The sequence below is a fragment of the Streptococcus suis genome (assembly GCF_016743335.1).
GTDB lineage: Bacteria > Bacillota > Bacilli > Lactobacillales > Streptococcaceae > Streptococcus > Streptococcus suis_Y.
Genome location: NZ_WCJE01000010.1, coordinates 34,677 through 55,942 on the forward strand (window position 1 = coordinate 34,677; position 21,266 = coordinate 55,942).

Genomic DNA, 21,266 nt, shown 5'->3' on the forward strand with positions numbered 1-21,266 from the left:
ATAATAAACGGAGCAACATTCGTGCGTGAAGCGGGTCAGGGGAGGAATCCAGCAGCCCTAAGCGAAGTCGGGTGTGTGCTCTTTTTGCGTACAGTCTAAAAACCCTTTGAAATCAAGCTTTCAGAGGGTTTTCTTTGGCTTGTTTTTAGAAATAGGGGCAACTGCCTTTGCAAGTACTTTTCTCTCCGTCTGGGGACTGATTTTTGGGATTTTCTATTGATTTATAGGGAAAAAGGAGTAAAATAGATTTCCTCTTAAGAAAACTTTTTGTTAGCTCTGCTATTCTACAGAGGAAAAGGAGGAAAGCCTATGTTTGTATTTGCTTTTCCAGGTATGGGGAAAACGACACTTGCCAAGCAATCTTCAGAAATTGTAGATTTAGAAATGTCGGATATCAAATATGATAATTCCAGTGTTCGTCATTTGAATAAGGAAGAAAGAAAATCAACTCCACGCCCGATTAAAGATAAGAATTATAAAAACATCTACGTGGACAAAGCCTATGCCTTGCATGAGGAGGGGAAGACGGTCCTTGTCGCGATGAATTTTCTAGTAAGGATGTTATTGGTTATGCTTGTACGTGGCGCTGTCCCGTTTCACATTTATATTCCTCACCCATCATTAAAAGAAGAATACAGACAACGCTATACTCAGAGAGGGAATAATAGCAAATTTATTTTTGAAGTGATGACAATCTGGTATATTACCCTGGTTCCCTTGTACTTATTATCAAAAATCCTGCCAAATCTGATGACAGTGACGGGTTCAGGTCAGTTTTTAGCAGACTACGAAACTCCTCAGAATTTCACTATTTTTGCAAAAAATAAACAAGTTACGCAAACCATTTCATGAAAATAAATGAAAATTGATAAATCCCTTGAAAAAAACATGATAAAGCGTTATCATATTATGGTACATAAATGGAGGAATGACATGACACATATTACATTTGACTATTCAAAAGTCTTGGGCCAATTCGTTGGAGCTCAAGAAGTAGACTACATGCAACCACAAGTTACCCTAGCTGACCAAATGCTTCGTCAAGGAACAGGTCCTGGTAACGACTTTATCGGCTGGTTGGATTTGCCAGAAAACTACGACAAAGAAGAGTTTGCTCGTATCAAGGAAGCTGCAGCTAAAATCCAAAAGGAAAGTGAAGTTTTGGTAGTTATCGGTATCGGTGGTTCTTACCTCGGTGCTAAGGCAGCTATTGATTTCTTGAGCAATGCCTTTGTAAACTTGCAAACACGTGAAGAGCGCAAAGCTCCACAAATCCTTTACGCTGGAAACTCAATCTCATCAAGCTACCTTGCTGACTTGGTAGACTACGTGGCAGACAAGGATTTCTCAGTTAACGTGATTTCTAAATCAGGTACAACAACGGAGCCTGCCATTGCTTTCCGCGTCTTCAAAGAATTGCTTGTGAAGAAATACGGTCAAGAAGAAGCTAACAAGCGTATCTATGCGACAACTGACAAGGCAAAAGGTGCTGTTAAGGTTGAAGCGGACGCAAATGGTTGGGAAACCTTTGTTGTTCCAGATGATGTCGGTGGCCGTTTCTCAGTATTGACAGCTGTTGGACTTTTGCCAATCGCAGCATCTGGTGCAGATATTGACGCTCTTATGGAAGGTGCAAACGCAGCCCGCACGACATTTACATCTGATAAGATTGCTGAAAACCAAGCATACCAATACGCTGCAGTGCGTAACATTCTTTACAGAAAAGGCTATGTAACAGAAATCTTGGCAAACTACGAGCCATCACTTCAATACTTCAGCGAGTGGTGGAAACAGTTGGCGGGTGAGTCAGAAGGTAAGGACCAAAAAGGTATCAACCCAACATCTGCTAACTTCTCAACAGACTTGCACTCACTTGGACAATTTATCCAAGAAGGAAACCGCAATATCTTTGAAACAGTTGTTCGTGTTGATAAACCAAGAAAAAATATCCTCATTCCTGACATGGCAGAAGACCTTGACGGTCTTGGCTACTTGCAAGGTAAGGACGTTGACTTTGTAAACAAAAAAGCAACGGATGGCGTATTGCTTGCCCACACAGATGGTGGCGTACCAAACATGTTTGTGACTCTTCCACAACAAGATGAGTTCACACTTGGTTACACCTTCTACTTCTTCGAGTTGGCAATTGCTATCTCTGGTTACCTCAATGCAATCAACCCATTTGACCAACCAGGTGTAGAAGCCTACAAGAAAAATATGTTCGCTCTTCTTGGTAAACCAGGATTTGAAGAACTCGGTGCAGAATTGAACGCACGTTTGTAATAGAATGAAACTGATCGGAAACGGTCAGTTTTTCTTTCCTTTAGAAATATGGTAGAATATTCTCTATGAAAAAAGATTTTTTTGTAATCGGAGATGTTCATGGTAAGTTTGAACTCCTGCTTGATATTTTAAAGAAATGGAACGAAGAGCGACAACAGTTGATTTTCCTAGGTGATTTGATTGATCGCGGGGAAAATTCAAAGGCCTGTCTTGAGTTGGTTCGACAGTTGGTGCGGGAAAAGGGTGCGATTTGCTTAACGGGCAATCATGAACGGATGTTTCTGGCCTGGTTACGTGATCCGATTGACCGCTATGACCACTATCGGAGAAATGGTGGCGATACGACGATTAACTCCCTTCTTGGGCGACCCTTGGATGCGCCAGTTGATGGTCTAGTAGATGCAAATGCAGTGATGGAACAGTACGAGGACCTGATTGATTTTGTCAAATCTTGTCCTTATCATATAGAGACTGAACGCTATATCTTTGTCCATGCTGGTGTGGACTTGACCTTACCAGACTGGCGCGAAACCAGCAATCATGATAAAGTCTGGCTTAGAACTCCTTTCCATGAGGCCGAAAATACCACAGGGAAGATGATTGTCTTTGGGCATACTCCTGTTTATAACCTTTATCAAACAAAACTCCGCATTAGCCAAATCTGGACCAGTTCAGATGGGAAAATGGGGATTGACGGTGGAGCTGTTTACGGCGGAGTTTTACATGGGATTGTACTGGATGCCACAGGTTTAGTTCAAGATTATATCGTTGGAGCTGTCAATCCAAGAAAAGAAATTGAAGATTAGATAATGATTAAAAATTAGGAGGTAAAACTTCTAATTTTTTTGATTTTCTACTTGACAACCGATATATATATATATATATATATATAATGGAATTGTAAAATTTTTTGGAGGATTATATGAAAAAAATTACATTCCTAGCAGTAACTGCTTTATCGGTGCTAACCCTTGCTGCATGTTCAACTACAGAACCAAGTAAAAAAGAAACTACCGATACCTCTAGTAGTGTTGCCCAGTCAAGCTCTGAACAAGCATCCGATACAAGCTATAAGGTGGGAGATACCATTGTTTTTAAAGATGTAGCGGAAATTACAATTACGAATATTGCATGGACTGACGAACGGAATACAGTAAGTGATATTGTAGCTAATAAAGTACTTTTGGTAACTTATAATGTGACAAACTTAACTGATGAAGATTATGTTGTTGGTGAAGATATGGATTTATATATCAACAACAAAGTGACAGAAAGTTATCCAGTTGGTACCATTCTCGAAACAATCGCACCTGGTCGAAGTATTGAAGGAGCGACGACTGCTTTTGCAGTTAATGAAGAGGGAGCTGCTGAGTTAGAGGTTGAACCAGGCTTCCAGTTTAGTACAGACATGAAACCAGCAATTGTAAAATTCGATTTACCACAATAACTTTAGGAGGCTAACTTAGCCTCTTTTTCAATTTTTTTGTTTTTCATTATCAAATTTTCAGAAAATTTTGATATAATAGTAAAAATATTATTTTTAGATTGGAAACATTATGACTGCACAAAAAATGACTGCACAAGAAATCATTGCTTTTATCGGCAATGCTGTGAAGAAGACCACTGTTAAAGTGACATTTGAAGGTGAATTGGCTGGGCCTGTTCCTGCTGAGGTGACAAAACTTGGCAATGTCCTCTTCGGTGACTGGAAGGACGTCGAGCCACTATTGGCAAACTTGACTGAAAATGTAGACTACGTGGTGGAGCAAGACGGTCGCAATTCAGCTGTGCCTTTGCTGGACAAGCGTAATATCAATGCCCGTATCGAGCCAGGTGCCATTATCCGCGATCAAGTGACCATTGGCGATAATGCCGTTATCATGATGGGGGCGGTGATTAACATCGGTGCGGAAATCGGTCCAGGTACCATGATTGATATGGGTGCGATTTTGGGTGGTCGTGCGACGGTTGGTAAAAACAGCCACATCGGTGCAGGTGCGGTCCTTGCGGGTGTGATTGAGCCGGCTTCTGCTGAGCCAGTTCGAGTTGGTGACAACGTCTTGGTAGGTGCCAATGCTGTTGTCATCGAGGGTGTGCAAATCGGTAGTGGCTCTGTAGTGGCCGCAGGTGCTATTGTGACCCAAGACGTTCCTGAAAACGTAGTGGTTGCAGGTGTGCCAGCCCGTATCATCAAGGAAATTGACGCTCAAACCCAACAAAAAACAGCCTTGGAAGAGGCTTTGCGGACACTCTAAGAGGTAGCTATGCTAGATTTAATTGCGACACGCCGGGCCCTCCACCAGATTCCAGAGCTGGGCATGGAGGAGTTCAAGACCCACGCCTTTCTTATGGAAACTATTGAAGGTTTACTTCAAGATTGTACTTTTGCCCAAGTCCGTACCTGGAAGACAGGAATCTTGGTCTATCTGACGGGCTCTGCTCCAGAGAAAACGATTGGCTGGCGGGCGGATATTGACGGTCTGCCTATCGTGGAGGAGACGGGCCTGGACTTCAAGTCCCTCCACCCAGACAGGATGCACGCCTGCGGGCATGATTTCCACATGACCATTGCCTTGGGGCTTTTGGAGAAAATGGCAGAGCAGCAGCCGAGAAACAATCTTCTCTTCCTGTTTCAGCCTGCGGAGGAAAATCTAGCAGGTGGCATGCTGATGTATGAAGCGGGTGCCTTTGGGGATTGGTTACCAGATGAATTTTATGGGCTCCATGTCCGACCAGACCTCAAAGTCGGTCAAATGGCCACCAACCGTGCGACCCTCTTTGCTGGGACCTGTGAAGTCAAGATACGGTTTACAGGAAAGGGTGGGCACGCAGCATTTCCCCATACCGCCAATGACGCCTTGGTGGCTGCCAGCTACTTTGTGACTCAGGTGCAGTCAGTGGTCAGCCGTAATGTTGACCCAATTGAGGGGGCTGTGGTGACCTTTGGCTCTATGTATGCGGGTACGACTAATAATGTTATTGCTGAAACAGCTTTTTTGCACGGCACCATTCGGGCTTTGACCCAGAGCATGAGTCTTCTGGTGCAAAAACGGGTGCGGGAAGTGGCAGAGGGAATCGCCCTGTCCTTTGGAGTGGACTTGGAAATTGAGCTCAATCCTAGCGGTTATCTGCCTGTGGAGAACAATCCCCAGCTGGCGGATGAACTGATGACCTACTTTGATGGTGTTGACGGAGTGGAGATGATTGACTGCCCACCTGCCATGACGGGTGAGGACTTCGGTTACCTGCTCAACAAGGTTCCAGGTGTTATGTTCTGGTTGGGTGTGGATACGCCTTATCCCCTTCACAATCCACGTCTCAGTCCCAAAGAGGAAGTGCTTCCCTTTGCTGTGGAAAAGTTGAGCGATTTTTTGAAAATGAAAGCAAGATAGACTGGTTTTTCCAGTCTTTTTCTGAAAGAAAGGAGTTTCTGTGGATAAAAAGAGCATTCGGCAAGAGGTCTTGCAGAGCTTGAAAGACCTGACTAGTAGTCAGCGAGCAAGATGGAGTCAGCAACTAACAGAAAGGCTCCTTTTATCTGACACCTATCAAGGCTCAAAGTCGCTTGGGACCTACCTTTCCATGCCCCATGAGTTCGACACTTCTTACCTGATTGAGCAGTCTCAAAAGTATGGTAAGCAGATTTTCATCCCTAAGACCTATTCACAAGGGCGTATGGATTTTGTAGAATATAATCCTGATGATTTGGTGAAATCAAGGTTTGGAGTTTGGGAACCTGGAACTTATTCACAACCTGTGGATAAGTCTGTGGTTAAGTTGATTCATGTCCCTGGTTTAGCTTGGAATCAAGCGGGTTTTCGAGTGGGCTATGGAGGTGGTTTTTATGATCGCTACCTAGCAGATTATCAGGGGGAGACGGTATCGACTTTGGCAGACTTTCAAGTCTATGAGTTCGAACCAGATCTATTTGATATTCCAGTAAAGGAGTTGTTGATTTTTGAAGAACTTTTTTGATAAGCGCTATCTTGTGACCAATGGCTTATTGGCAGTCACGGCTCTTGTGTTTCTTTTGATACAAGTGTTTCGATTTGGGCAGACCACTACAGCCTATACGATTTTTGAATTTGGTGGTATGTACGGGCAAGTGGTGCGTTATGATCCGACTCAGTTGTGGCGGTTGGTGTCACCTATCTTTGTCCACATTGGTTGGGAGCATTTTATCTTTAACAGTATTACCTTACTTGGTTTGGGCTATCAATTAGAAGGACTCTTTGGGTCACGTCGCTTCTTTCTTCTCTATCTCTTGTCTGGGATAATGGGCAATCTTTTTGTTCTCTTCTTTACACCAGATGTAGTTGGTGCAGGTGCATCGACCTCTCTGTTTGGTCTTTTTGCAGCTATGGCACTGTTGAGGAAATTTAGTCGCAGCCCCTATCTACAGGTTCTTGGTCAACGTTATATGGTCCTTTTGGGATTGAACTTGGTTTTGGGACTTTTTAATCCAACCATTAGCATGGCAGGACATATTGGAGGCGCTATTGGAGGTTGTTTGGTCGTGATTTTCCTTCCACCTCTTGTGGAAAAGGATCTCTTTACAGGAAAACAGATCTTTTTCAGTTTCATTGGATATTTGGGCTTGATTGTTTTTCTACTTGGGATATTTTATTTGATATAAAAAAAACTAGCGTTATTTGCTAGTTTTTCTTTTTATCTAATTTTTTACCAAGATCGATCAAGTATTGTTTCAAATCATCTTTTACTTGAGGGTGTTGGAGGGCGTAGTCGATAGAAGTTTTCATGAAACCGAACTTATCCCCAACATCGTAACGGTTGCCTTTGAATTCACGAGCGAAAACACGTTGCGTTTTGTTCAGAGTGTCAATGGCATCTGTCAATTGAATTTCGTTACCGGCACCAGGTTTTTGGTTTTCTAAAATCTCAAAAATCTCTGGGGTCAACAAGTAGCGACCAATAATAGCCAAGTCAGAAGGAGCGTCCTCAGGTTTTGGTTTTTCCACAAATGTATCCACACTGTAAAGACCGTTAATCCCTTCACCGTGAGGTGCGATGACACCATAAGCTGAAACTTCCTCATGAGGAACAGGCATAACGGCAATGGTTGAAGCATGAGTCTTATCGTAATCGTTCATGAGTTGTTTGGTCAATGGGAGAGCTTTTGTATCTGTGATGTCCATCAAGTCATCGCCGAGCATAACAACAAAAGGCTCGTTCCCGACAAAGGCTTTAGCTTGAAGAACGGCATCACCAAGTCCGCGAGGGTGGCTTTGGCGAATGAAGTGTAGTCGAATACCAGTTGTCTCATCGACCAGTTTTAACAAGTCATTTTTACCTTTTTCTTTAAGGTTGTATTCCAATTCAAAGTTTGAATCAAAGTGATCTTCGATAGAACGTTTTGACTTACCAGTGACCACCAAAATATCTTCAATACCAGAGCGAAGAGCTTCTTCAACGATAAATTGGATGGTTGGCTTGTCAACGATTGGCAACATTTCTTTGGCAAGTGCTTTTGTTGCTGGGAGGAATCGCGTTCCCAAACCTGCTGCAGGAATCACGGCTTTTCTAACTTTTTGTGACATGATAAAATCTCCTTTACTTTATGACCATTCATTTTCGTGGCGGAATTCGCCAGACATAATTTCCTTAATCGCGTCTTGGATACTTGCACCTTGATAAATCACGCTATAGATGGCTTGAGTGATCGGCATATAGACATTCAATTCTTGTGCCAGTTCATAGGCCGCCTTGGTGGTAGAAATCCCCTCGATGACCATACCCATGTTGGCTTCGATATCTTCGAGTTTTTCACCTTTCCCAAGCAAATCACCGGCCCGCCAGTTACGTGAGTGGACAGATGTACCGGTAACAATCAAGTCACCGACGCCAGATAGACCGCTGTAAGTCAAGGGATTGGCACCCATGGCTACACCGAGTCGGGTAATTTCTGTCAATCCACGAGCAATGATAGCTGCCTTGGCATTATCACCGTAACCGAGGCCGTGAAGAGCACCTGCACCAACTGCGATGATGTTTTTGAGAGCGCCGGCTGTTTCTACACCGATGACATCATTGTTAGTGTAGAGACGGAAATAGTGGTTACTGAAAAGATTCTGTACGTAGCTAGCTGTTTCCAAGTCTTTTGAAGCGGCAGAAATCAAGGTTAGGTCGCGGACAATGGTTTCTTCTGCATGACTTGGACCAGAAACTACAACAATTTCAGATCGTAGTTCAGCAGGAATTTCTTCCTCTAAAACCTCTGATAGGCGCTTGTGGCTATCAGGCTCCAGACCTTTTGAGGCGTGCATAACAACCACCTTGTGCTTGAGGGCTTGGGCCACTTGCTTGGCAACTAGACGGGTCACCTTGGTTGGTACAACGAAAAGAACAGCGTCAACACCATCAAGTGTTTCTGTTAAATCCTTATAGCCCTTGATTTTTTCGTCTAGTATAACATTTTTGAAATAGCGTTTGTTAGTATGTTCTTCATTGATTTCATCAATTTGTTCAGGGATATTTCCCCAAATACGGACAGTATGACCGTTATCGTTGAGAACTTGAGCAAGGGCGGTTCCCCATGAGCCTGGTCCCAAGACAGCAATGGTTTGTTTGGTCATAGAAAATCCTTTCTAGTAGGTATAATTTTAATACATTATAACATAATCTATGTATAAAATCTTGCAATTCATGTCAAATCTTGCTGTAAGGAAGAAAAATGTTAGCAGGAGACAGTTTGAAAATATGTGCCATTTTCAGAAAATAGGAGTTGAAATGATTGACAATAGTTGTCAAAAGAACTACAATAGTTCTCATGATAATTATATAACGGAAAGGAGATATTTTGGGACATACTATTGCAGATTTTCGGAATCTATTAAATCAGATTGAACAAATCAGTGAAACCATTGCAAAGGAATACGATGTGGAGCACTTAGCCGGTCCACAGGGTTGGGCCTTGCTCTTTATGTCGGAGCGGGTAGACGGTGAGACCTTTGTCAAAGACATCGAAGCAGAGCTTTGTATTTCCAAATCAGTGGCCAGTAACCTGGTCAAGCGAATGGAGAAAAACGGCTTTATCCAGGTCATACCTTCACAAGTTGACAAACGCTATAAGCAGTTGGTTTTGACAGAGAAGGGGCGGAGCAAGATTGAGCCATTACAAGATTTCCATGAGGAGATGGATCGTTCTCTATTTTTAGGTATTCAAAAGGAAGAATTTGATTTGATCAGACAGGTGGCCAATCAATTAAAAGAAAATATTAGAAATTATAAGGAGAAGAAACATGTTTAAAGAAGCCATTTTACGTTATAAATGGTATGCCTTGGCATCGGTCTTGCTGACTTCTATTGTTGTAGCGACGACTTTGATGCAGCCAAGTTATTTGCAGGATGTATTGACGGCTGTTTTGGCTAATGATAAGGATGAGATTGTCCGTGTCGGTAAGTTCCTCTTGTTGATTGCGGGAATTGGTCTCTTGGCTGGTCTGGCCAATACCATCATGGCGGCTAAGATTTCTCAGGGAGTATCTGCGGATATTCGTGAGAAGACCTTTCGGAAAATTCAGAGCTTTTCTTATGCCAATGTAGAGGAATTTAATGCAGGGAATTTGGTGGTTCGTATGACCAACGATGTCAATCAAATCCAAAACCTTGTTATGATGCTCTTTACGATCTTGATGCGGGTACCTCTGCTCTTTGTTGGTGCCTTTATCATGGCGGTGCGCACTTTGCCAGAACTTTGGTGGGTTATTGTGCTCATGGTCATCCTCATCATGGGAATCATGGCAGTTGTGATGGGCTTGATGGGGCCACGCTTTGGTAAATTCCAGTCCCTCATGGACAAGATGAACAGTATTGCCAAGGAAAATCTCCGTGGGATTCGTGTGGTTAAGTCCTTTGTCCAGGAGAAAAATCAATACGCTAAATTTAAAGAAGTATCCAACGAACTCTTAGATCTTAACCTCTTTATCGGTTATGGTTTTTCTATCTTGCAACCCTTAATGATGTTGATTGCTTACATGGCGATTTTTGTGTCGCTTTATCTCGTTTCAGGGATGTTAGACACTAATATCGAAGCAGTTGGGGGCTTTACTTCCTTTATGAGCTACCTCATGCAAATCATGTTTGCCATTATCATGGCTAGCTTTATGGGGATGCAGGCTTCACGTGCTGCTATTTCCATTAAACGTTTGAGTGAGGTTTTAGATACAGAGCCAGCGATGACCTTTAAAGAAGGTGCAAAAGAGGACTTGGATGGACGGATTGTCTTTGACAATGTCAGCTTCACCTATCCGCATGACACTGAGCCAACTTTGAAAAATATCTCCTTTGAGATTGAGTCTGGTCAGATGGTCGGTGTGGTCGGTGCGACGGGTGCGGGTAAATCAACACTAGCCCAGCTCATTCCGCGTTTGTTTGATCCACAGGAAGGGACTGTGTCAATTGGCGGTCGTGATTTGAAAGACATCAGTCAGGAAACCTTGAGAGATACAGTGTCTATCGTTTTGCAAAAAGCTATTCTCTTTTCAGGGACCATTGCGGACAATTTGCGTCAAGGTGCACCTGGTGCAGATTTGGAACGTTTGGAGCGGGCCGCAGGTATTGCCCAAGCAAAAGAATTTATCGACCGCTTGGATGATACCTATGAGAGTCAAGTAGAAGAACGTGGAAATAACTTCTCAGGTGGTCAGAAACAGCGGATGTCCATTGCGCGTGGGGTGATTAGTGATCCTAAAGTCTTGGTGCTAGATGATTCGACCTCAGCCTTGGATGCCAAATCAGAGAAGTTGGTACAAGAAGCCCTCAACCATGATTTGAAGGGGACAACGACGGTCATCGTTGCTCAGAAGATTTCTTCTGTTGTCAAAGCTGATAAGATTTTGGTTCTTGATGAAGGTCGCTTGATTGGTCAAGGTACCCATGCCGAGCTGGTAGCGACAAATGATGTCTACCGCGAAATCTACGAAACACAGAAAGGGAAGGAGGAATAAATGAAGACTTTACGTTTTTTCTGGTTTTATTTTAAACGCTATAAGCTGTCCTTTGCTGTGATTTTTCTAGCTATTGTGACGGCGACTTATTTGCAGGTTAAGACACCTGTTTTCCTTGGAGATGCGATTGCAGAGATGGGGAAAATTGGTCAGGCTTATTTTGCTTCGGTGCAAATGGGTCAGTCAGATTTCAAGCCTGACCTAGCTGATTTTAATGGGGTTATGCTCAATCTCTTGTTGGCCTATGTGGCGACTGTGGTATCAACCTTGATTTACACCATCCTTTTTACGCGTATCGTGGCTCATTCAACCAACCGGATGCGCAAGGGCTTGTTTGGCAAGTTGGAACGCTTGACAGTTGCCTTCTTTGACAGCCACAAGGATGGGGATATTCTTTCTCGTTTTACCAGTGATTTGGACAATATCCAAAATGCTTTTAACCAGTCCTTGACTCAGGTAGTGACCAATATCGCTCTTTACATCGGTATGGTTATCATGATGTTCCGTCAGGATACTCGCTTGGCTTTGGTAACTATCGCATCTACGCCAGTTGCCTTGATTGCCCTAGTGATTATCATTCGCCTGTCACGGAAATATACTGACAAGCAACAGGCTGCCGTGTCTAAACTCAATGCCTACATGGATGAGAAGATTTCAGGGCAAAAAGCGATTATTGTACAGGGTGTGCAGGAAGAGACGATTGATGGTTTCTTGGAGCTCAATGAAGAAGTTCGTCGCACGACTTTCAAGGGACGTTTGTTTGGTGGGATTCTCTTTCCATTTATGAACGGAATGAGCTTGGTTAATACTGCCATTGTTATCTTTGCAGGATCCAGCATCGTTCTCAATGATAGCTCGCTGGAAACAGCTGCCGCACTTGGTCTGGTCGTGACTTTTGTTCAATATTCGCAACAGTATTACCAGCCAATCATGCAGATTGCATCTAGCTGGGCAGAATTGCAGTTGGCTTTCACTGGTGCTCATCGTATTCAGGAAATGTTTGATGAGCCTGAGGAAGTCCGCCCTCAAAACGCTCCGCTATTTACCGAATTAAAAGAAGGTGTTGAAATCAAGGACATCGACTTTGGCTACCTGCCAGGTCAGAAGGTCTTGGACAAGGTGTCCATTTCAGCTCCTAAGGGCAAAATGGTGGCGGTCGTTGGGCCGACGGGATCTGGTAAGACCACCATTATGAACTTGATCAACCGCTTCTACGATGTCAATGGTGGTAGCGTAGCCTTTGACGGTCGCGATATTCGGGAATATGATTTGGATAGTTTGCGGGATAAGGTCGGTATTGTCTTGCAGGAGTCAGTCCTCTTCTCTGGTACTATTGCGGATAATATCCGCTTTGGTGATGAGAGTATTTCGCAGGAAATGGTGGAAACCGCAGCTCGTGCGACGCATATTCACGACTTTATCATGAGCTTGCCAGAGGGTTATGAAACCTATGTGACCGATGATGAGAATGTCTTCTCCACAGGTCAGAAACAGCTGATTTCCATTGCCCGTACGCTCTTAACAGATCCACAGGTCTTGATTTTGGACGAAGCAACGTCTAACGTTGATACCGTAACGGAAGCCAAAATCCAAAAGGCCATGGAGGCTATTATCGCTGGACGGACAAGTTTCGTCATTGCCCACCGCCTCAAAACCATTCTCAATGCGGATGAAATTATCGTCCTCAAAGACGGAAAAGTCATCGAGCAAGGCAACCATAGCCAACTCCTTAAACAGGGCGGCTTCTACGCTGAGCTCTACCACAACCAGTTTGTGTTTGAATAGTAAAAAATAACAGCCAAGATAAGCAGGCCACAATCCTTAAACTTTTAGGATGTGGTTTATCTTGGCTGTTTTTGTAGTATCATTACTGTTCAAGATAGTTGGTTTTGGTCTGATTGAGCCAAGCATAAGCAATTCCAATAAAGAGTCCGGCTCCAAGCCAATTTCCAAAGAAAACAACAATCCACTGACGAAGAATATTTACTATAGTAAAGGTATCTACATTAGTACGAGCAGCATTAAAGGCTAAGAGCATGAATGATGCGAAATTAGCAACTAAGTGTTCGTTGATAAGGAAAACAAACATAAAAATAGCAGATACAATAACAAAGAATTTGGCGGATTGTTCCTTGAGTAGCATGTACCCAAGGATAGCCATATTCACAAACATATTGGCAGTAATTCCCTCAAAGAAGTTACTCCAGTCGGATTTTCCTAGTTTGATGGTGACAGCGTTGACAACAAAACTTTCGTTAGATAAGTTAAGGTAGGAGAAGGACTGATTGAAAAGCCAAGCCAGAATGGTAGCACCTACAAAGTTGAAGAAGGTGCAGTAAAGTAACATCAGCGTTACTTTTTTCCAAGTAATTTGCTTATAATAGGCACCAGTCGTTAGATACATCATATTAGATGTAGCCAATTCGCCACCAAAAATAAGAACAAAAATCAGTCCGATAGCAAAGATAAAGGTAAAAACAAAACGCGATAGACTTGGGAATTGACTTGAGATGACATCCGCTCCAATAATACCAACAGCTGTTGACATGGTCAAATAAGCTCCTGCATACATGGAGCGTAAGGCGTAACGGCTTAGACTTTCATCAAAAAGGGATTCTTTTTTTGAAACTGCAACCGAAATTTTTTCTTGAAATGGGGACATGGGGCCTCCTTGTGACATAATCATCAAAAATTTATTGAAAAATATAGTGGAAAGGGAGCCCCTTCCCACTAGTTTTTATTTGTTAGTGAGCAGATGCACCAGAATTGGCATCTGTCGGTGTGGAAGCTGTAGGGGTACTACCTGTATCTGAAGCGCCAGAGGTTGCATCAACATGGGCAGGAGATGCGGTGTTTCCTGCACCCCCCACCAAGCGTTGTCCAGTGGTTTCAAGATACCAATCTAACCATGGCTTAAAATTAAAGATAATTTCATTGATACCAGCGTAGGACCCGTCAGGATAGTACATAGCTTGGTAGTTATGAGTATTGATAATTTCAGGTGGTGTGCCTGGGACGATTGTTCGAACGTACTCTTGGTTACCATTACGTAAGGTTCCAACAACCCATTCGACATTCTTCATGCGGGCAGGAGGTAGCGTACCGTGGACAGTTGACAGACGATTTCCTACTTGAGCAAGTACCCGTTTACCCAACATGGTTTCAGGTTCTTGGTGACTATTGTTGTAATAGAGGAACTGATTGTTATCATCTGCATAGGTCAACTCAAATGGCATCGCATTGAGGAACATATTGAGTTGGTTAACGGTCAACAGACCATTGTCCAGTTTAACATAGGTATCTCCCTCAACTGCATTAACCAATTTAGAAGCCTTTTCCAGCCAGTCTGGGTCATCTGGGTCCACACCTGTGATGGTCGTTGCGATTGGATGGTTACAGTCTAAATCTTCTGGTGCAATTGGCTTGGGTTGTTTCAATTTAGATACAACGCCGACATACTTGATAAAGTTGTCTAGACAGCTTTCCAAGAATTTCACAGTCCCTTCATTGATAATGTTCCCTTTATCATCAAAAGCTTCTTTCGCTTTACCAAGGAGGAATTCATTACCTGGTAACGTGTAGGCATTGACACCTGGAGCGTCCAAAATTTTTCTCAAGTGGACTTGAGCACGAGACGTTCCTTGGTCGTAGTAAGAAGCCCCGATAATCATAACTGGTTTATTTTCAAATGGATGTAAATTGAAACTGAGCCACTCTAGAGTACTCTTAAGAGCAGGTGTGATGGTGTGGTTGTGTTCAGGTGTAGCAATGATGACACCATCAGCACGTGTGATTTTGTTGTAAAGGTATTGGATCGCAAAACTATTAGACTGGTCTTCGTCCTGATTGAACATTGGGACATCTTTGATTTCCAAAAGCTCTAATTCAAATTTTACTTTAAAGTGGCGTTGAATAAATTGCAATAGCATGCGGTTATAAGATTGGTCTGCATTAGACCCGACGATTCCGACAAATTTCATGATTGTTCTCCTCTCTTACAAGTTTTCCCAGTCAAAGTTTTCAGCTTCTTTTTGAAGTAACTCTTTGGCGCTAGACAGTTTACTTGTCATCTTGACAAAGAGACGGAAGTCATCAAAGATGGCATCCAGTTTTTGACTGATTTCTAAATCAATGAGCTCACCGTTTGTATCAAAGGCTTTCATGGAATTAGATAGTAAGAACTCATCTGGTAAAACAGTAGCTTTGAGTTCAGGAGCGTTGAGAATTTGACGTAGCTGTAGTTGGGCACGAGAGGAACCAAGTGTTCCATAAGAAGCACCAGTAATCATAACTGGTTTGTTTAATAGTGGATAGACACCGTATGATACCCAAGCAAGGGCATTCATAAGGACAGCTGGAATAGAGTGGTCATATTCGGGAGTTCCGATGATGACTCCGTCAGCAGCCTCAATTTTTGCGACCAATTCTTTGACAATTTCTGGTAATTCTCGATTGGCTGGTTTATTGAATATTGGGAGTTCCTTGATTTCAACCAGTTCGATATCTGCCTTATCAGCGAAGTGCTGTTCAATGTACTGCAAGAGTTTGCGGTTGGTTGAGCGAGCGGAGTTTGTTCCGACCAGTCCTAGAAGTTTCATAGCGTCTTCTCTCTTTCCTAAATTTGCTACCTTTATCATACCCGTTTATCTGATAAAATGCAAGCGTTTTCTGAAAATGTGATAAAATTGTTCAAAAATTCACGAGTTTTTTGGTATAATATTAGTATGCAAAGAATATTCTATCTAGTATTTGGTTTTGTTAGTTTGGTGGTTGGTGTCATTGGGATTGTTTTGCCGATAGTTCCGACAACTCCTCTTTTACTTTTGGCTGGTTTTTGCTTTGCGAGAAGTTCAAAAAGGTTTGAAAAATGGCTACGCAATACAAAAATTTATCAATTTTACGTAGCTGATTACGTTGAGACCAAATCTATTTCCCGCAAACGAAAAAAGCAAATCATCTGGCAAATTTACTTACTCATGGCAATTTCTATCTGGCTGGCTCCTATTTTATTGGTCAAAATAGGACTGGGACTATTAACAATCTTCATTACTTACTATTTGTTTTGGGTCATACCGGAGAAATAAAGTCAGATTTGAGGATTGAACATCGTCCTCAAAGACGGAAAAGTGATTGAGCAAGGCAACCACAGCCAGCTCCTCAAGCTCAACGGCTACTACGCCGAACTCTACCACAACCAGTTTGTGTTTGAATTGCACACTTCAAAAATCACAGCCTATTTCATTGAATAATAGGAGGGACAGAGTTCCATCTGTATCGTAAAGTCTGATTTTGAATGTTATATGGTATAAGAATGTGAACAGCAAAAACCAGTCAATCTCTATTTCTGTGATTGACTGGTTTTTAAGTATTTGTTCTACAAGACTTCAAGATTAAGCTAGATAACTTGATACATTCAGTCTCGTATAAATTTTCTTGGAATGTTTTCATATCCATCTGATGTAGTTTATTAGCAATTTTCTAGTTAGTGAGTCGTTGATGACTAGGGGTTATTTTTTGTTACTAAGAGATAAGCAACTGAAAAACCGACACTAATCCCTAGGGTAATCCACCATTTGAAGGGTTGGTGGAACATCCAAGAGCGAAGTCCACTAAGTAGGAAGACAACTAAGTGGAGGCCAATTAGAGTGAAAACGGTCGATGTTTTATGAAAAAGATTGGTTGGTTTCATAACTGTTTTCCCTTCCAAAATACTCTATGTGGGATTAAAATAGAAAAGAAAGTGAACTTGCCAGAGCAATAAGTAGGAAAATCCCTTTCAAAATTGGGAAATCTTTCTGAATGAACTTGTCCCCGTACAATGCAAGGGCTAGAGAAATCCAGAGAATGATTATTTTCAAGTAAACCATGTCGAGCACAACCTAAGAAAATGGTTGGATTTATCCCTGAGATTAGCAGATAATCAAGATGTTTATGTTGGTTATGTCCTGCCCATTTATTTGATTTTTGGAACAAGAAAATTCCAAATGGCAGCAGCTCGTGTTGCTGGGTGCTGTCTGTTTATTTCAAGAAATAACCCTGAAACTTCTGGAGACAATGAGTTGCTTATTGCAAGAGGCGAAAGTTCTTGTTTTAAGTAAGCGATGACCTTTAAAAGGTGGTCGTCGTGTTGAAGGGCAGTTTGTGCATGTTTTAATATCGCAAGTTCTTGGACCGATAAGAGCTGTGTGTTAAGGATAGTCTCAATTTGCCCTAATAAGGTTTTATTCGTTTTGATATCCATTATTGTCTCTCCTTACATATATCACAAAATTCGAAGCCTAAGTATTGATTCCCAGTACGACAACAAATGTTGTAAGATAGGCTACGATAAGCAAAAATAGGCTATAGAGACCAATGATTCCCCATTTTTTTGCAGGAGATACTTGCTTTTTATTTAATGTTTTAACTAGTTTATAACCTAGAAATAAACAAGCAAGGAATAGAATGAGGGCTAATACTTTTATGATTAAAAAAATGATGAATGCAGCAGTCATTGTTGCACCTCCAGGCTGTATTTTATGAAAGAACTAGATAAGTGTTGTGTTTATTTATCGTAAACTTGGGTCAAGTGATGCATGGCATACGTTCTAGAGCATTGATTTTTGCAGTTGTAGTGGAATGCCTGATTCGCCAAGAGTGTAGAAACTATCTAAATTATAAACGAATAACTCGCTGACACTTATCGGCGATATATGGATCGTGTGTGACGATAATCACTGTCTTACCACGATTATTCATTTCTATGAGAAATTGTAGGATTAAGTCCCTATTTTCCTGATCTAATGATCCCGTTGGCTCATCTGCTAAGATAAGATTGCTTGGTTTGAGTAGAGCCCGAGCGATAGCAATTCGTTGCTGTTCTCCTCCAGATAGCTCGGAAATTTTTTGTTTTAGCGTGTTTGCTAGTCCGATTTTTTCTAGTATATTTTTTATAGACTCTTCCTTTTCCCTTTTTGATAATCTGGTATATTTTAATGCCATCAGGAGATTATACTCGACGCTTTCGTTCTCAATTAGAGCAAAATTTTGGAATAGATAGGAAATTTGTTCCCGAATTATTTTTTGAGATGTCCTAGTGTTTACAGGTACGTTTGAATGACCAAATAGGAGATAATTTCCTTCGTATTCACCGTCAAGCAAGCCAATGATGTTTAGTAATGTTGTTTTTCCGCTGCCACTTTTTCCAACAATTGCGACTAATTCACCTTGTTCAATGTGGAGGGAAAAATCATGTAGGATATGTTTTTGACCAATCTTTTTAAAGATATGTTCTAAATGAATCATAAGTTCTCTCCTTTCAAGTATTGTACAAGATTTTTTTGCTCCATACTCAGCGATGTAAATAGGAAGATACCTCCATCAGCAATGGCAAATAGTAAAAAAAGTACAAGAGGAAATAGTGACTTACCAGCTATTAAAATAACTGGAAGAGGTAGCAAATAAAGTAATGCTAGTCCAATTAGAATTGGTTTATAGCGGTCAAGGAGTGACCATCCTAAAAATTTCATTGTGAAGATATGAGATTTTCTCCATAGGAACATACTCCTCACGATAAAATAGGAAACAACAATGCTCAGTAAGCAGATAATCGCAAACAAGGTGATGAAGTTACGACTAGCATCGCGGAAACTATCTACACGTCCTTGTTGAATAGATTTTATTGATGAGAACTTGAAATAGCTATCATCAGGCAATTTCTGAAGAATTTGTTCGATTTTTTGTTGATTTTGAGGGGTATTTGCAATTTTAATTGGGCTACTTAATCCAGTATTTGACAGGTGTGCTTTATCTTCCCACGACATGTCGTTGTCATTGACCAAACTAATGATTGGATTAGTGAAATTGTTGGATAAGGTTTCATTGTAAGGGAAGAATGTCCAGTCACTTTCATAATAAATGCATTCAACCTCTACTTCGTTGATTGTTTTTATCACTTGTTCTTCATATTTCAGTGACAGCAAACCAATCAATTTTGCTAGATTTTCGTCAGACTCTTCATTTTCTTTCATTGATGCTGGAAAGAGTACAGTTAACTGTTTACTTGTATGTGGGATAGGAAATCCTATACTCTCGAGATAGGCTTTGTTGGCATATAGAACAGGGATGTCATTAGCCAATGTTGAATGTTCAAATTCTTTGAGATGTGAGAAATTGCCAGGGTTTATGATACTAGAACGAATATAGTAGGTTGGAAGATTTTCTGTCAGATTCTTATATAAGGAGTAATAATATTGATGAGCTTTGTCGGAACCAGACAGGCTATCTTGCCAGAGTTGATTTCCTGATTTTACGGTTTCGAGTGTTAGGAAATCTCCTTGTTTTTCCCACTGTTCTTGATAGTTCAACTCTTGATGTTCCTCATACATGCTATTTCCGACACCAATCATCAATATAGTGATAAGAAGTGTGAGACAGCATTTGAAGAAATTATTGATATAGAATCCTGTTTTGAAGGAAACAAATCCTTTTATGATAGATGCGGCATTGATGCGTTGGATAATTGTGATGACTAAAATGTTGATGAGTAGATAGACTTGAAGGAGGATAAAATGTGCTAGCAGCATCATAGCTGAAAAACCTTGAGGAATGTAGTCAAAAAACAGAAATGGTAAACTATTTAGAATGATACTACCGATCCCCATGATTAGTATGTTTTGTTTTACATAGCGATAGAAAATCTCTAAGTTACTATATCCAAGTATTTTTTCAACGCCGATATGTTTGATATCTAAAATTGGTTGGTAAACAGAAGTTAATGAAAGGAGTAAAAATGCGATACAGCAGATGAGTGCTACTAGTAGCAAGTCTCTATTTATCAATTCTACTGCTGTTTCAAAGGTTGGTGTCAATAGTGTGGAAGAATCAATATTGAAAAAATGACTCAATTCCTGTACTATTTCAGTATCGTTTATTGATTTTGTTGTTGTGACGGTATACTGACCATTTAGTGTATGGGATGTATCTTGAAAATAGTTTTTTAAAGTGATGAGCCGTATCGTCTTAGCCTGCAAAAATGTTGGGATATGCCCTAGTTTGTCGGAGGATTGTATATTTGTATAAGTTCCACTTCCGTCTTCGTTAAAAGTAAGTTGCTGGATTCCAAAATCTTTATAAGGAAAGGTCTCATGAGAAAAAACACCTGCTTTTATTATCTCGGTGTTGCTATCTGTTTTGATAATTGAAACGTCGTATTTATCAGCAATTTTTTCAAAAAAATGCAGTAAATCCTGTGAAGGAACGGCACTATCGCGTAAATAAAATTGAAATGAATAGTCAGTCGTTCCTAATTCGCGTATGCGATTGATTTCCTTAGTATAGTGTAGATTTACAACGATAAAACTGACACAACACAGAAGTAGAATCATACAGAAATGGTTTAGCCTTTTCATCTGAACACCTCCTTATATACGTTTTCCGACCAGCACACCAATAGAGCTGGTCGGAAACTAACTATCTTTTTGGATTTGACTATCAGTCATTTAGCAATTGATGAGTAACAGTTGTTCCCGATTACCCTACTATCAAACATTTCTGAGCATGGTAATCGTTTGTTTCACAATTCCATCATTTGTGGATTCCTGATTTATTTTTAGTGTACACCTAGTGTTTATCAAAAACCATAGAAATATTCCATGCCAGTTGGTGGGATTTTGGTAATTGATGCTTTAGCCCATATACCCGCACCTTGGCGTTGACGGTTTTCATGTTGCCCATTTTTTACAGTAGCAGTATGAGAACGTGTTGGATGATGGTAGTTGGAATATCCGTAGGTTCCTGTCCATCCAACTCCATAATGCCATTCACCACCATCGACGAAGTCTGCAAAGGCGACTGTGGATGCCATTAAACTACAAGCGATTCCCACCGCAAAAACTAATTTAGCAAACTTTTTTATGATAATTTTCCTTTCTAAGTGTATTTTTATTTTCAAGATTAGCTTTCCCATCCTCTCCACCCAACATATAGTTTCCAGTCTTTTTCCTCCTTTCCAGAGTGGTGAGATGGTAGTAGCTTATT

24 protein-coding genes and 1 other RNA gene are annotated in these 21,266 nt (G+C 41.2%); 14 read left to right on the plus strand and 11 right to left on the minus strand.

Translation table 11 applies throughout. The features are described 5' to 3' along the window. Positions 1–2 precede the first annotated feature (2 nt). The 9 genes from ffs (at position 3) to F9856_RS04515 (ending at position 6,919) form a co-directional block, all read left to right on the plus strand. Positions 3–92: signal recognition particle sRNA small type (ffs, locus tag F9856_RS04475), an RNA gene on the plus strand. Between the two features lie 217 nt (positions 93–309). Next, positions 310–852 (plus strand): hypothetical protein, encoded by a 543-nt coding sequence (locus F9856_RS04480; RefSeq protein WP_202105880.1) that lies wholly within the window; start codon positions 310–312, stop codon positions 850–852. An 81-nt stretch (positions 853–933) separates the two neighbouring features. Further along, a complete protein-coding gene (locus F9856_RS04485; protein ID WP_202105881.1) occupies positions 934–2,283 on the plus strand; it encodes a glucose-6-phosphate isomerase in 1,350 nt (449 codons plus the stop codon). Positions 2,284–2,348: 65 nt separating this feature from the next. Beyond that, positions 2,349–3,089 (plus strand): metallophosphoesterase family protein, encoded by a 741-nt coding sequence (locus F9856_RS04490; protein WP_202105883.1) that lies wholly within the window; start codon positions 2,349–2,351, stop codon positions 3,087–3,089. Between the two features lie 116 nt (positions 3,090–3,205). After that, entirely contained in the window at positions 3,206–3,730 is a 525-nt protein-coding gene (locus F9856_RS04495; protein ID WP_024376133.1) for a hypothetical protein, read from the plus strand. A 109-nt stretch (positions 3,731–3,839) separates the two neighbouring features. Continuing rightward, a complete protein-coding gene (dapD, locus tag F9856_RS04500) occupies positions 3,840–4,538 on the plus strand; it encodes a 2,3,4,5-tetrahydropyridine-2,6-dicarboxylate N-acetyltransferase (RefSeq protein ID WP_024376132.1) in 699 nt (232 codons plus the stop codon). A gap of 9 nt (positions 4,539–4,547) precedes the next feature. After that, entirely contained in the window at positions 4,548–5,675 is a 1,128-nt protein-coding gene (locus tag F9856_RS04505) for an N-acetyldiaminopimelate deacetylase (RefSeq protein WP_202105885.1), read from the plus strand. A gap of 40 nt (positions 5,676–5,715) precedes the next feature. Next, the gene (locus F9856_RS04510) at positions 5,716–6,258 is read left to right on the plus strand and encodes a 5-formyltetrahydrofolate cyclo-ligase (RefSeq protein ID WP_202105887.1); all 543 of its coding nucleotides are present in this window, start codon (positions 5,716–5,718) and stop codon (positions 6,256–6,258) included. Then, positions 6,242–6,919, plus strand: coding sequence for a rhomboid family intramembrane serine protease (locus F9856_RS04515; RefSeq protein ID WP_202105888.1), 678 nt, complete (start codon positions 6,242–6,244; stop codon positions 6,917–6,919). Before F9856_RS04510 ends, F9856_RS04515 begins: the two co-directional genes overlap by 17 nt. A gap of 19 nt (positions 6,920–6,938) precedes the next feature. On the opposite strand, the gene galU is transcribed toward F9856_RS04515, so the two are convergent. Together galU and F9856_RS04525 are read right to left on the minus strand one after the other, a co-directional pair. Continuing rightward, complete coding sequence (gene galU, locus F9856_RS04520; RefSeq protein ID WP_202105890.1) at positions 6,939–7,841, minus strand: UTP--glucose-1-phosphate uridylyltransferase GalU; 903 nt, start codon at positions 7,839–7,841, stop codon at positions 6,939–6,941. Between the two features lie 18 nt (positions 7,842–7,859). Next, positions 7,860–8,876: an NAD(P)H-dependent glycerol-3-phosphate dehydrogenase gene (locus F9856_RS04525; protein ID WP_105100650.1), complete on the minus strand. Its 1,017-nt coding sequence runs from the start codon at positions 8,874–8,876 to the stop codon at positions 7,860–7,862. Between the two features lie 224 nt (positions 8,877–9,100). On the opposite strand from F9856_RS04525, the gene F9856_RS04530 reads away from it, so the two are divergent. From F9856_RS04530 to F9856_RS04540, 3 genes are read left to right on the plus strand one after another with little or no spacing between them, the layout of a single operon-like run. Beyond that, positions 9,101–9,550, plus strand: coding sequence for a MarR family winged helix-turn-helix transcriptional regulator (locus F9856_RS04530; protein ID WP_202105892.1), 450 nt, complete (start codon positions 9,101–9,103; stop codon positions 9,548–9,550). Continuing rightward, positions 9,543–11,249, plus strand: coding sequence for an ABC transporter ATP-binding protein (locus tag F9856_RS04535; RefSeq protein ID WP_202105893.1), 1,707 nt, complete (start codon positions 9,543–9,545; stop codon positions 11,247–11,249). The genes F9856_RS04530 and F9856_RS04535 overlap by 8 nt, the downstream gene beginning before the upstream one ends. Further along, positions 11,250–13,034 (plus strand): ABC transporter ATP-binding protein, encoded by a 1,785-nt coding sequence (locus F9856_RS04540; protein WP_172099145.1) that lies wholly within the window; start codon positions 11,250–11,252, stop codon positions 13,032–13,034. It abuts the gene before it with no gap. 82 nt (positions 13,035–13,116) lie between these two features. Here the strand turns inward: F9856_RS04540 and F9856_RS04545 are convergent, their stop codons facing one another. From F9856_RS04545 to F9856_RS04555, 3 genes are all read right to left on the minus strand, one after another. Further along, positions 13,117–13,911 carry a formate/nitrite transporter family protein gene (locus F9856_RS04545; RefSeq protein WP_202105895.1) on the minus strand — a complete coding sequence of 265 codons (795 nt, stop codon included), beginning with the start codon at positions 13,909–13,911 and terminating at the stop codon, positions 13,117–13,119. 82 nt (positions 13,912–13,993) lie between these two features. Beyond that, the gene (locus F9856_RS04550) at positions 13,994–15,229 is read right to left on the minus strand and encodes an NAD(P)H-dependent oxidoreductase (RefSeq protein ID WP_172099144.1); all 1,236 of its coding nucleotides are present in this window, start codon (positions 15,227–15,229) and stop codon (positions 13,994–13,996) included. A gap of 15 nt (positions 15,230–15,244) precedes the next feature. Next, positions 15,245–15,847, minus strand: coding sequence for an NADPH-dependent FMN reductase (locus tag F9856_RS04555; protein ID WP_202105897.1), 603 nt, complete (start codon positions 15,845–15,847; stop codon positions 15,245–15,247). Between the two features lie 126 nt (positions 15,848–15,973). On the opposite strand from F9856_RS04555, the gene F9856_RS04560 reads away from it, so the two are divergent. Together F9856_RS04560 and F9856_RS04565 are read left to right on the plus strand one after the other, a co-directional pair. Continuing rightward, positions 15,974–16,333, plus strand: a complete 360-nt coding sequence (locus F9856_RS04560; RefSeq protein WP_024419247.1) for a YbaN family protein — start codon at positions 15,974–15,976, stop codon at positions 16,331–16,333. 15 nt (positions 16,334–16,348) lie between these two features. Continuing rightward, positions 16,349–16,498, plus strand: a complete 150-nt coding sequence (locus F9856_RS04565) for a hypothetical protein (protein ID WP_161498491.1) — start codon at positions 16,349–16,351, stop codon at positions 16,496–16,498. Positions 16,499–16,749: 251 nt separating this feature from the next. Here the strand turns inward: F9856_RS04565 and F9856_RS04570 are convergent, their stop codons facing one another. From F9856_RS04570 to F9856_RS04595, 6 genes are all read right to left on the minus strand, one after another. Further along, the gene (locus F9856_RS04570) at positions 16,750–16,938 is read right to left on the minus strand and encodes a hypothetical protein (protein WP_202105899.1); all 189 of its coding nucleotides are present in this window, start codon (positions 16,936–16,938) and stop codon (positions 16,750–16,752) included. 264 nt (positions 16,939–17,202) lie between these two features. Further along, entirely contained in the window at positions 17,203–17,490 is a 288-nt protein-coding gene (locus tag F9856_RS04575) for a bacteriocin immunity protein (RefSeq protein WP_202105900.1), read from the minus strand. Between the two features lie 37 nt (positions 17,491–17,527). After that, positions 17,528–17,743: a hypothetical protein gene (locus F9856_RS04580; RefSeq protein ID WP_044672895.1), complete on the minus strand. Its 216-nt coding sequence runs from the start codon at positions 17,741–17,743 to the stop codon at positions 17,528–17,530. A gap of 160 nt (positions 17,744–17,903) precedes the next feature. Then, positions 17,904–18,533, minus strand: a complete 630-nt coding sequence (locus F9856_RS04585; protein ID WP_100664944.1) for an ABC transporter ATP-binding protein — start codon at positions 18,531–18,533, stop codon at positions 17,904–17,906. Continuing rightward, complete coding sequence (locus tag F9856_RS04590; protein ID WP_202105902.1) at positions 18,530–20,638, minus strand: amino acid ABC transporter permease; 2,109 nt, start codon at positions 20,636–20,638, stop codon at positions 18,530–18,532. Before F9856_RS04590 ends, F9856_RS04585 begins: the two co-directional genes overlap by 4 nt. A gap of 221 nt (positions 20,639–20,859) precedes the next feature. Further along, positions 20,860–21,144, minus strand: coding sequence for a lactococcin 972 family bacteriocin (locus F9856_RS04595; protein WP_202105907.1), 285 nt, complete (start codon positions 21,142–21,144; stop codon positions 20,860–20,862). Positions 21,145–21,266: the final 122 nt, after the last annotated feature.

What these genes read in the sequence shown, in the direction of transcription:
- F9856_RS04480 (WP_202105880.1), top strand. Translation starts at nt 310, where the DNA reads ATGTTTGTATTTGCTTTTCCAGGTATGGGGAAAACGACACTTGCCAAG.
- F9856_RS04545 (WP_202105895.1), bottom strand. Translation starts at nt 13,911, where the DNA reads ATGTCCCCATTTCAAGAAAAAATTTCGGTTGCAGTTTCAAAAAAAGAA.
- galU (WP_202105890.1), bottom strand. Translation starts at nt 7,841, where the DNA reads ATGTCACAAAAAGTTAGAAAAGCCGTGATTCCTGCAGCAGGTTTGGGA.
- F9856_RS04575 (WP_202105900.1), bottom strand. Translation starts at nt 17,490, where the DNA reads ATGGATATCAAAACGAATAAAACCTTATTAGGGCAAATTGAGACTATC.
- F9856_RS04495 (WP_024376133.1), top strand. Translation starts at nt 3,206, where the DNA reads ATGAAAAAAATTACATTCCTAGCAGTAACTGCTTTATCGGTGCTAACC.
- F9856_RS04585 (WP_100664944.1), bottom strand. Translation starts at nt 18,533, where the DNA reads ATGATTCATTTAGAACATATCTTTAAAAAGATTGGTCAAAAACATATC.
- F9856_RS04535 (WP_202105893.1), top strand. Translation starts at nt 9,543, where the DNA reads ATGTTTAAAGAAGCCATTTTACGTTATAAATGGTATGCCTTGGCATCG.
- F9856_RS04485 (WP_202105881.1), top strand. Translation starts at nt 934, where the DNA reads ATGACACATATTACATTTGACTATTCAAAAGTCTTGGGCCAATTCGTT.
- F9856_RS04525 (WP_105100650.1), bottom strand. Translation starts at nt 8,876, where the DNA reads ATGACCAAACAAACCATTGCTGTCTTGGGACCAGGCTCATGGGGAACC.
- F9856_RS04560 (WP_024419247.1), top strand. Translation starts at nt 15,974, where the DNA reads ATGCAAAGAATATTCTATCTAGTATTTGGTTTTGTTAGTTTGGTGGTT.
- F9856_RS04540 (WP_172099145.1), top strand. Translation starts at nt 11,250, where the DNA reads ATGAAGACTTTACGTTTTTTCTGGTTTTATTTTAAACGCTATAAGCTG.
- F9856_RS04550 (WP_172099144.1), bottom strand. Translation starts at nt 15,229, where the DNA reads ATGAAATTTGTCGGAATCGTCGGGTCTAATGCAGACCAATCTTATAAC.
- F9856_RS04590 (WP_202105902.1), bottom strand. Translation starts at nt 20,638, where the DNA reads ATGAAAAGGCTAAACCATTTCTGTATGATTCTACTTCTGTGTTGTGTC.
- F9856_RS04555 (WP_202105897.1), bottom strand. Translation starts at nt 15,847, where the DNA reads ATGAAACTTCTAGGACTGGTCGGAACAAACTCCGCTCGCTCAACCAAC.
- dapD (WP_024376132.1), top strand. Translation starts at nt 3,840, where the DNA reads ATGACTGCACAAAAAATGACTGCACAAGAAATCATTGCTTTTATCGGC.
- F9856_RS04570 (WP_202105899.1), bottom strand. Translation starts at nt 16,938, where the DNA reads ATGAAACCAACCAATCTTTTTCATAAAACATCGACCGTTTTCACTCTA.
- F9856_RS04490 (WP_202105883.1), top strand. Translation starts at nt 2,349, where the DNA reads ATGAAAAAAGATTTTTTTGTAATCGGAGATGTTCATGGTAAGTTTGAA.
- F9856_RS04580 (WP_044672895.1), bottom strand. Translation starts at nt 17,743, where the DNA reads ATGACTGCTGCATTCATCATTTTTTTAATCATAAAAGTATTAGCCCTC.
- F9856_RS04505 (WP_202105885.1), top strand. Translation starts at nt 4,548, where the DNA reads ATGCTAGATTTAATTGCGACACGCCGGGCCCTCCACCAGATTCCAGAG.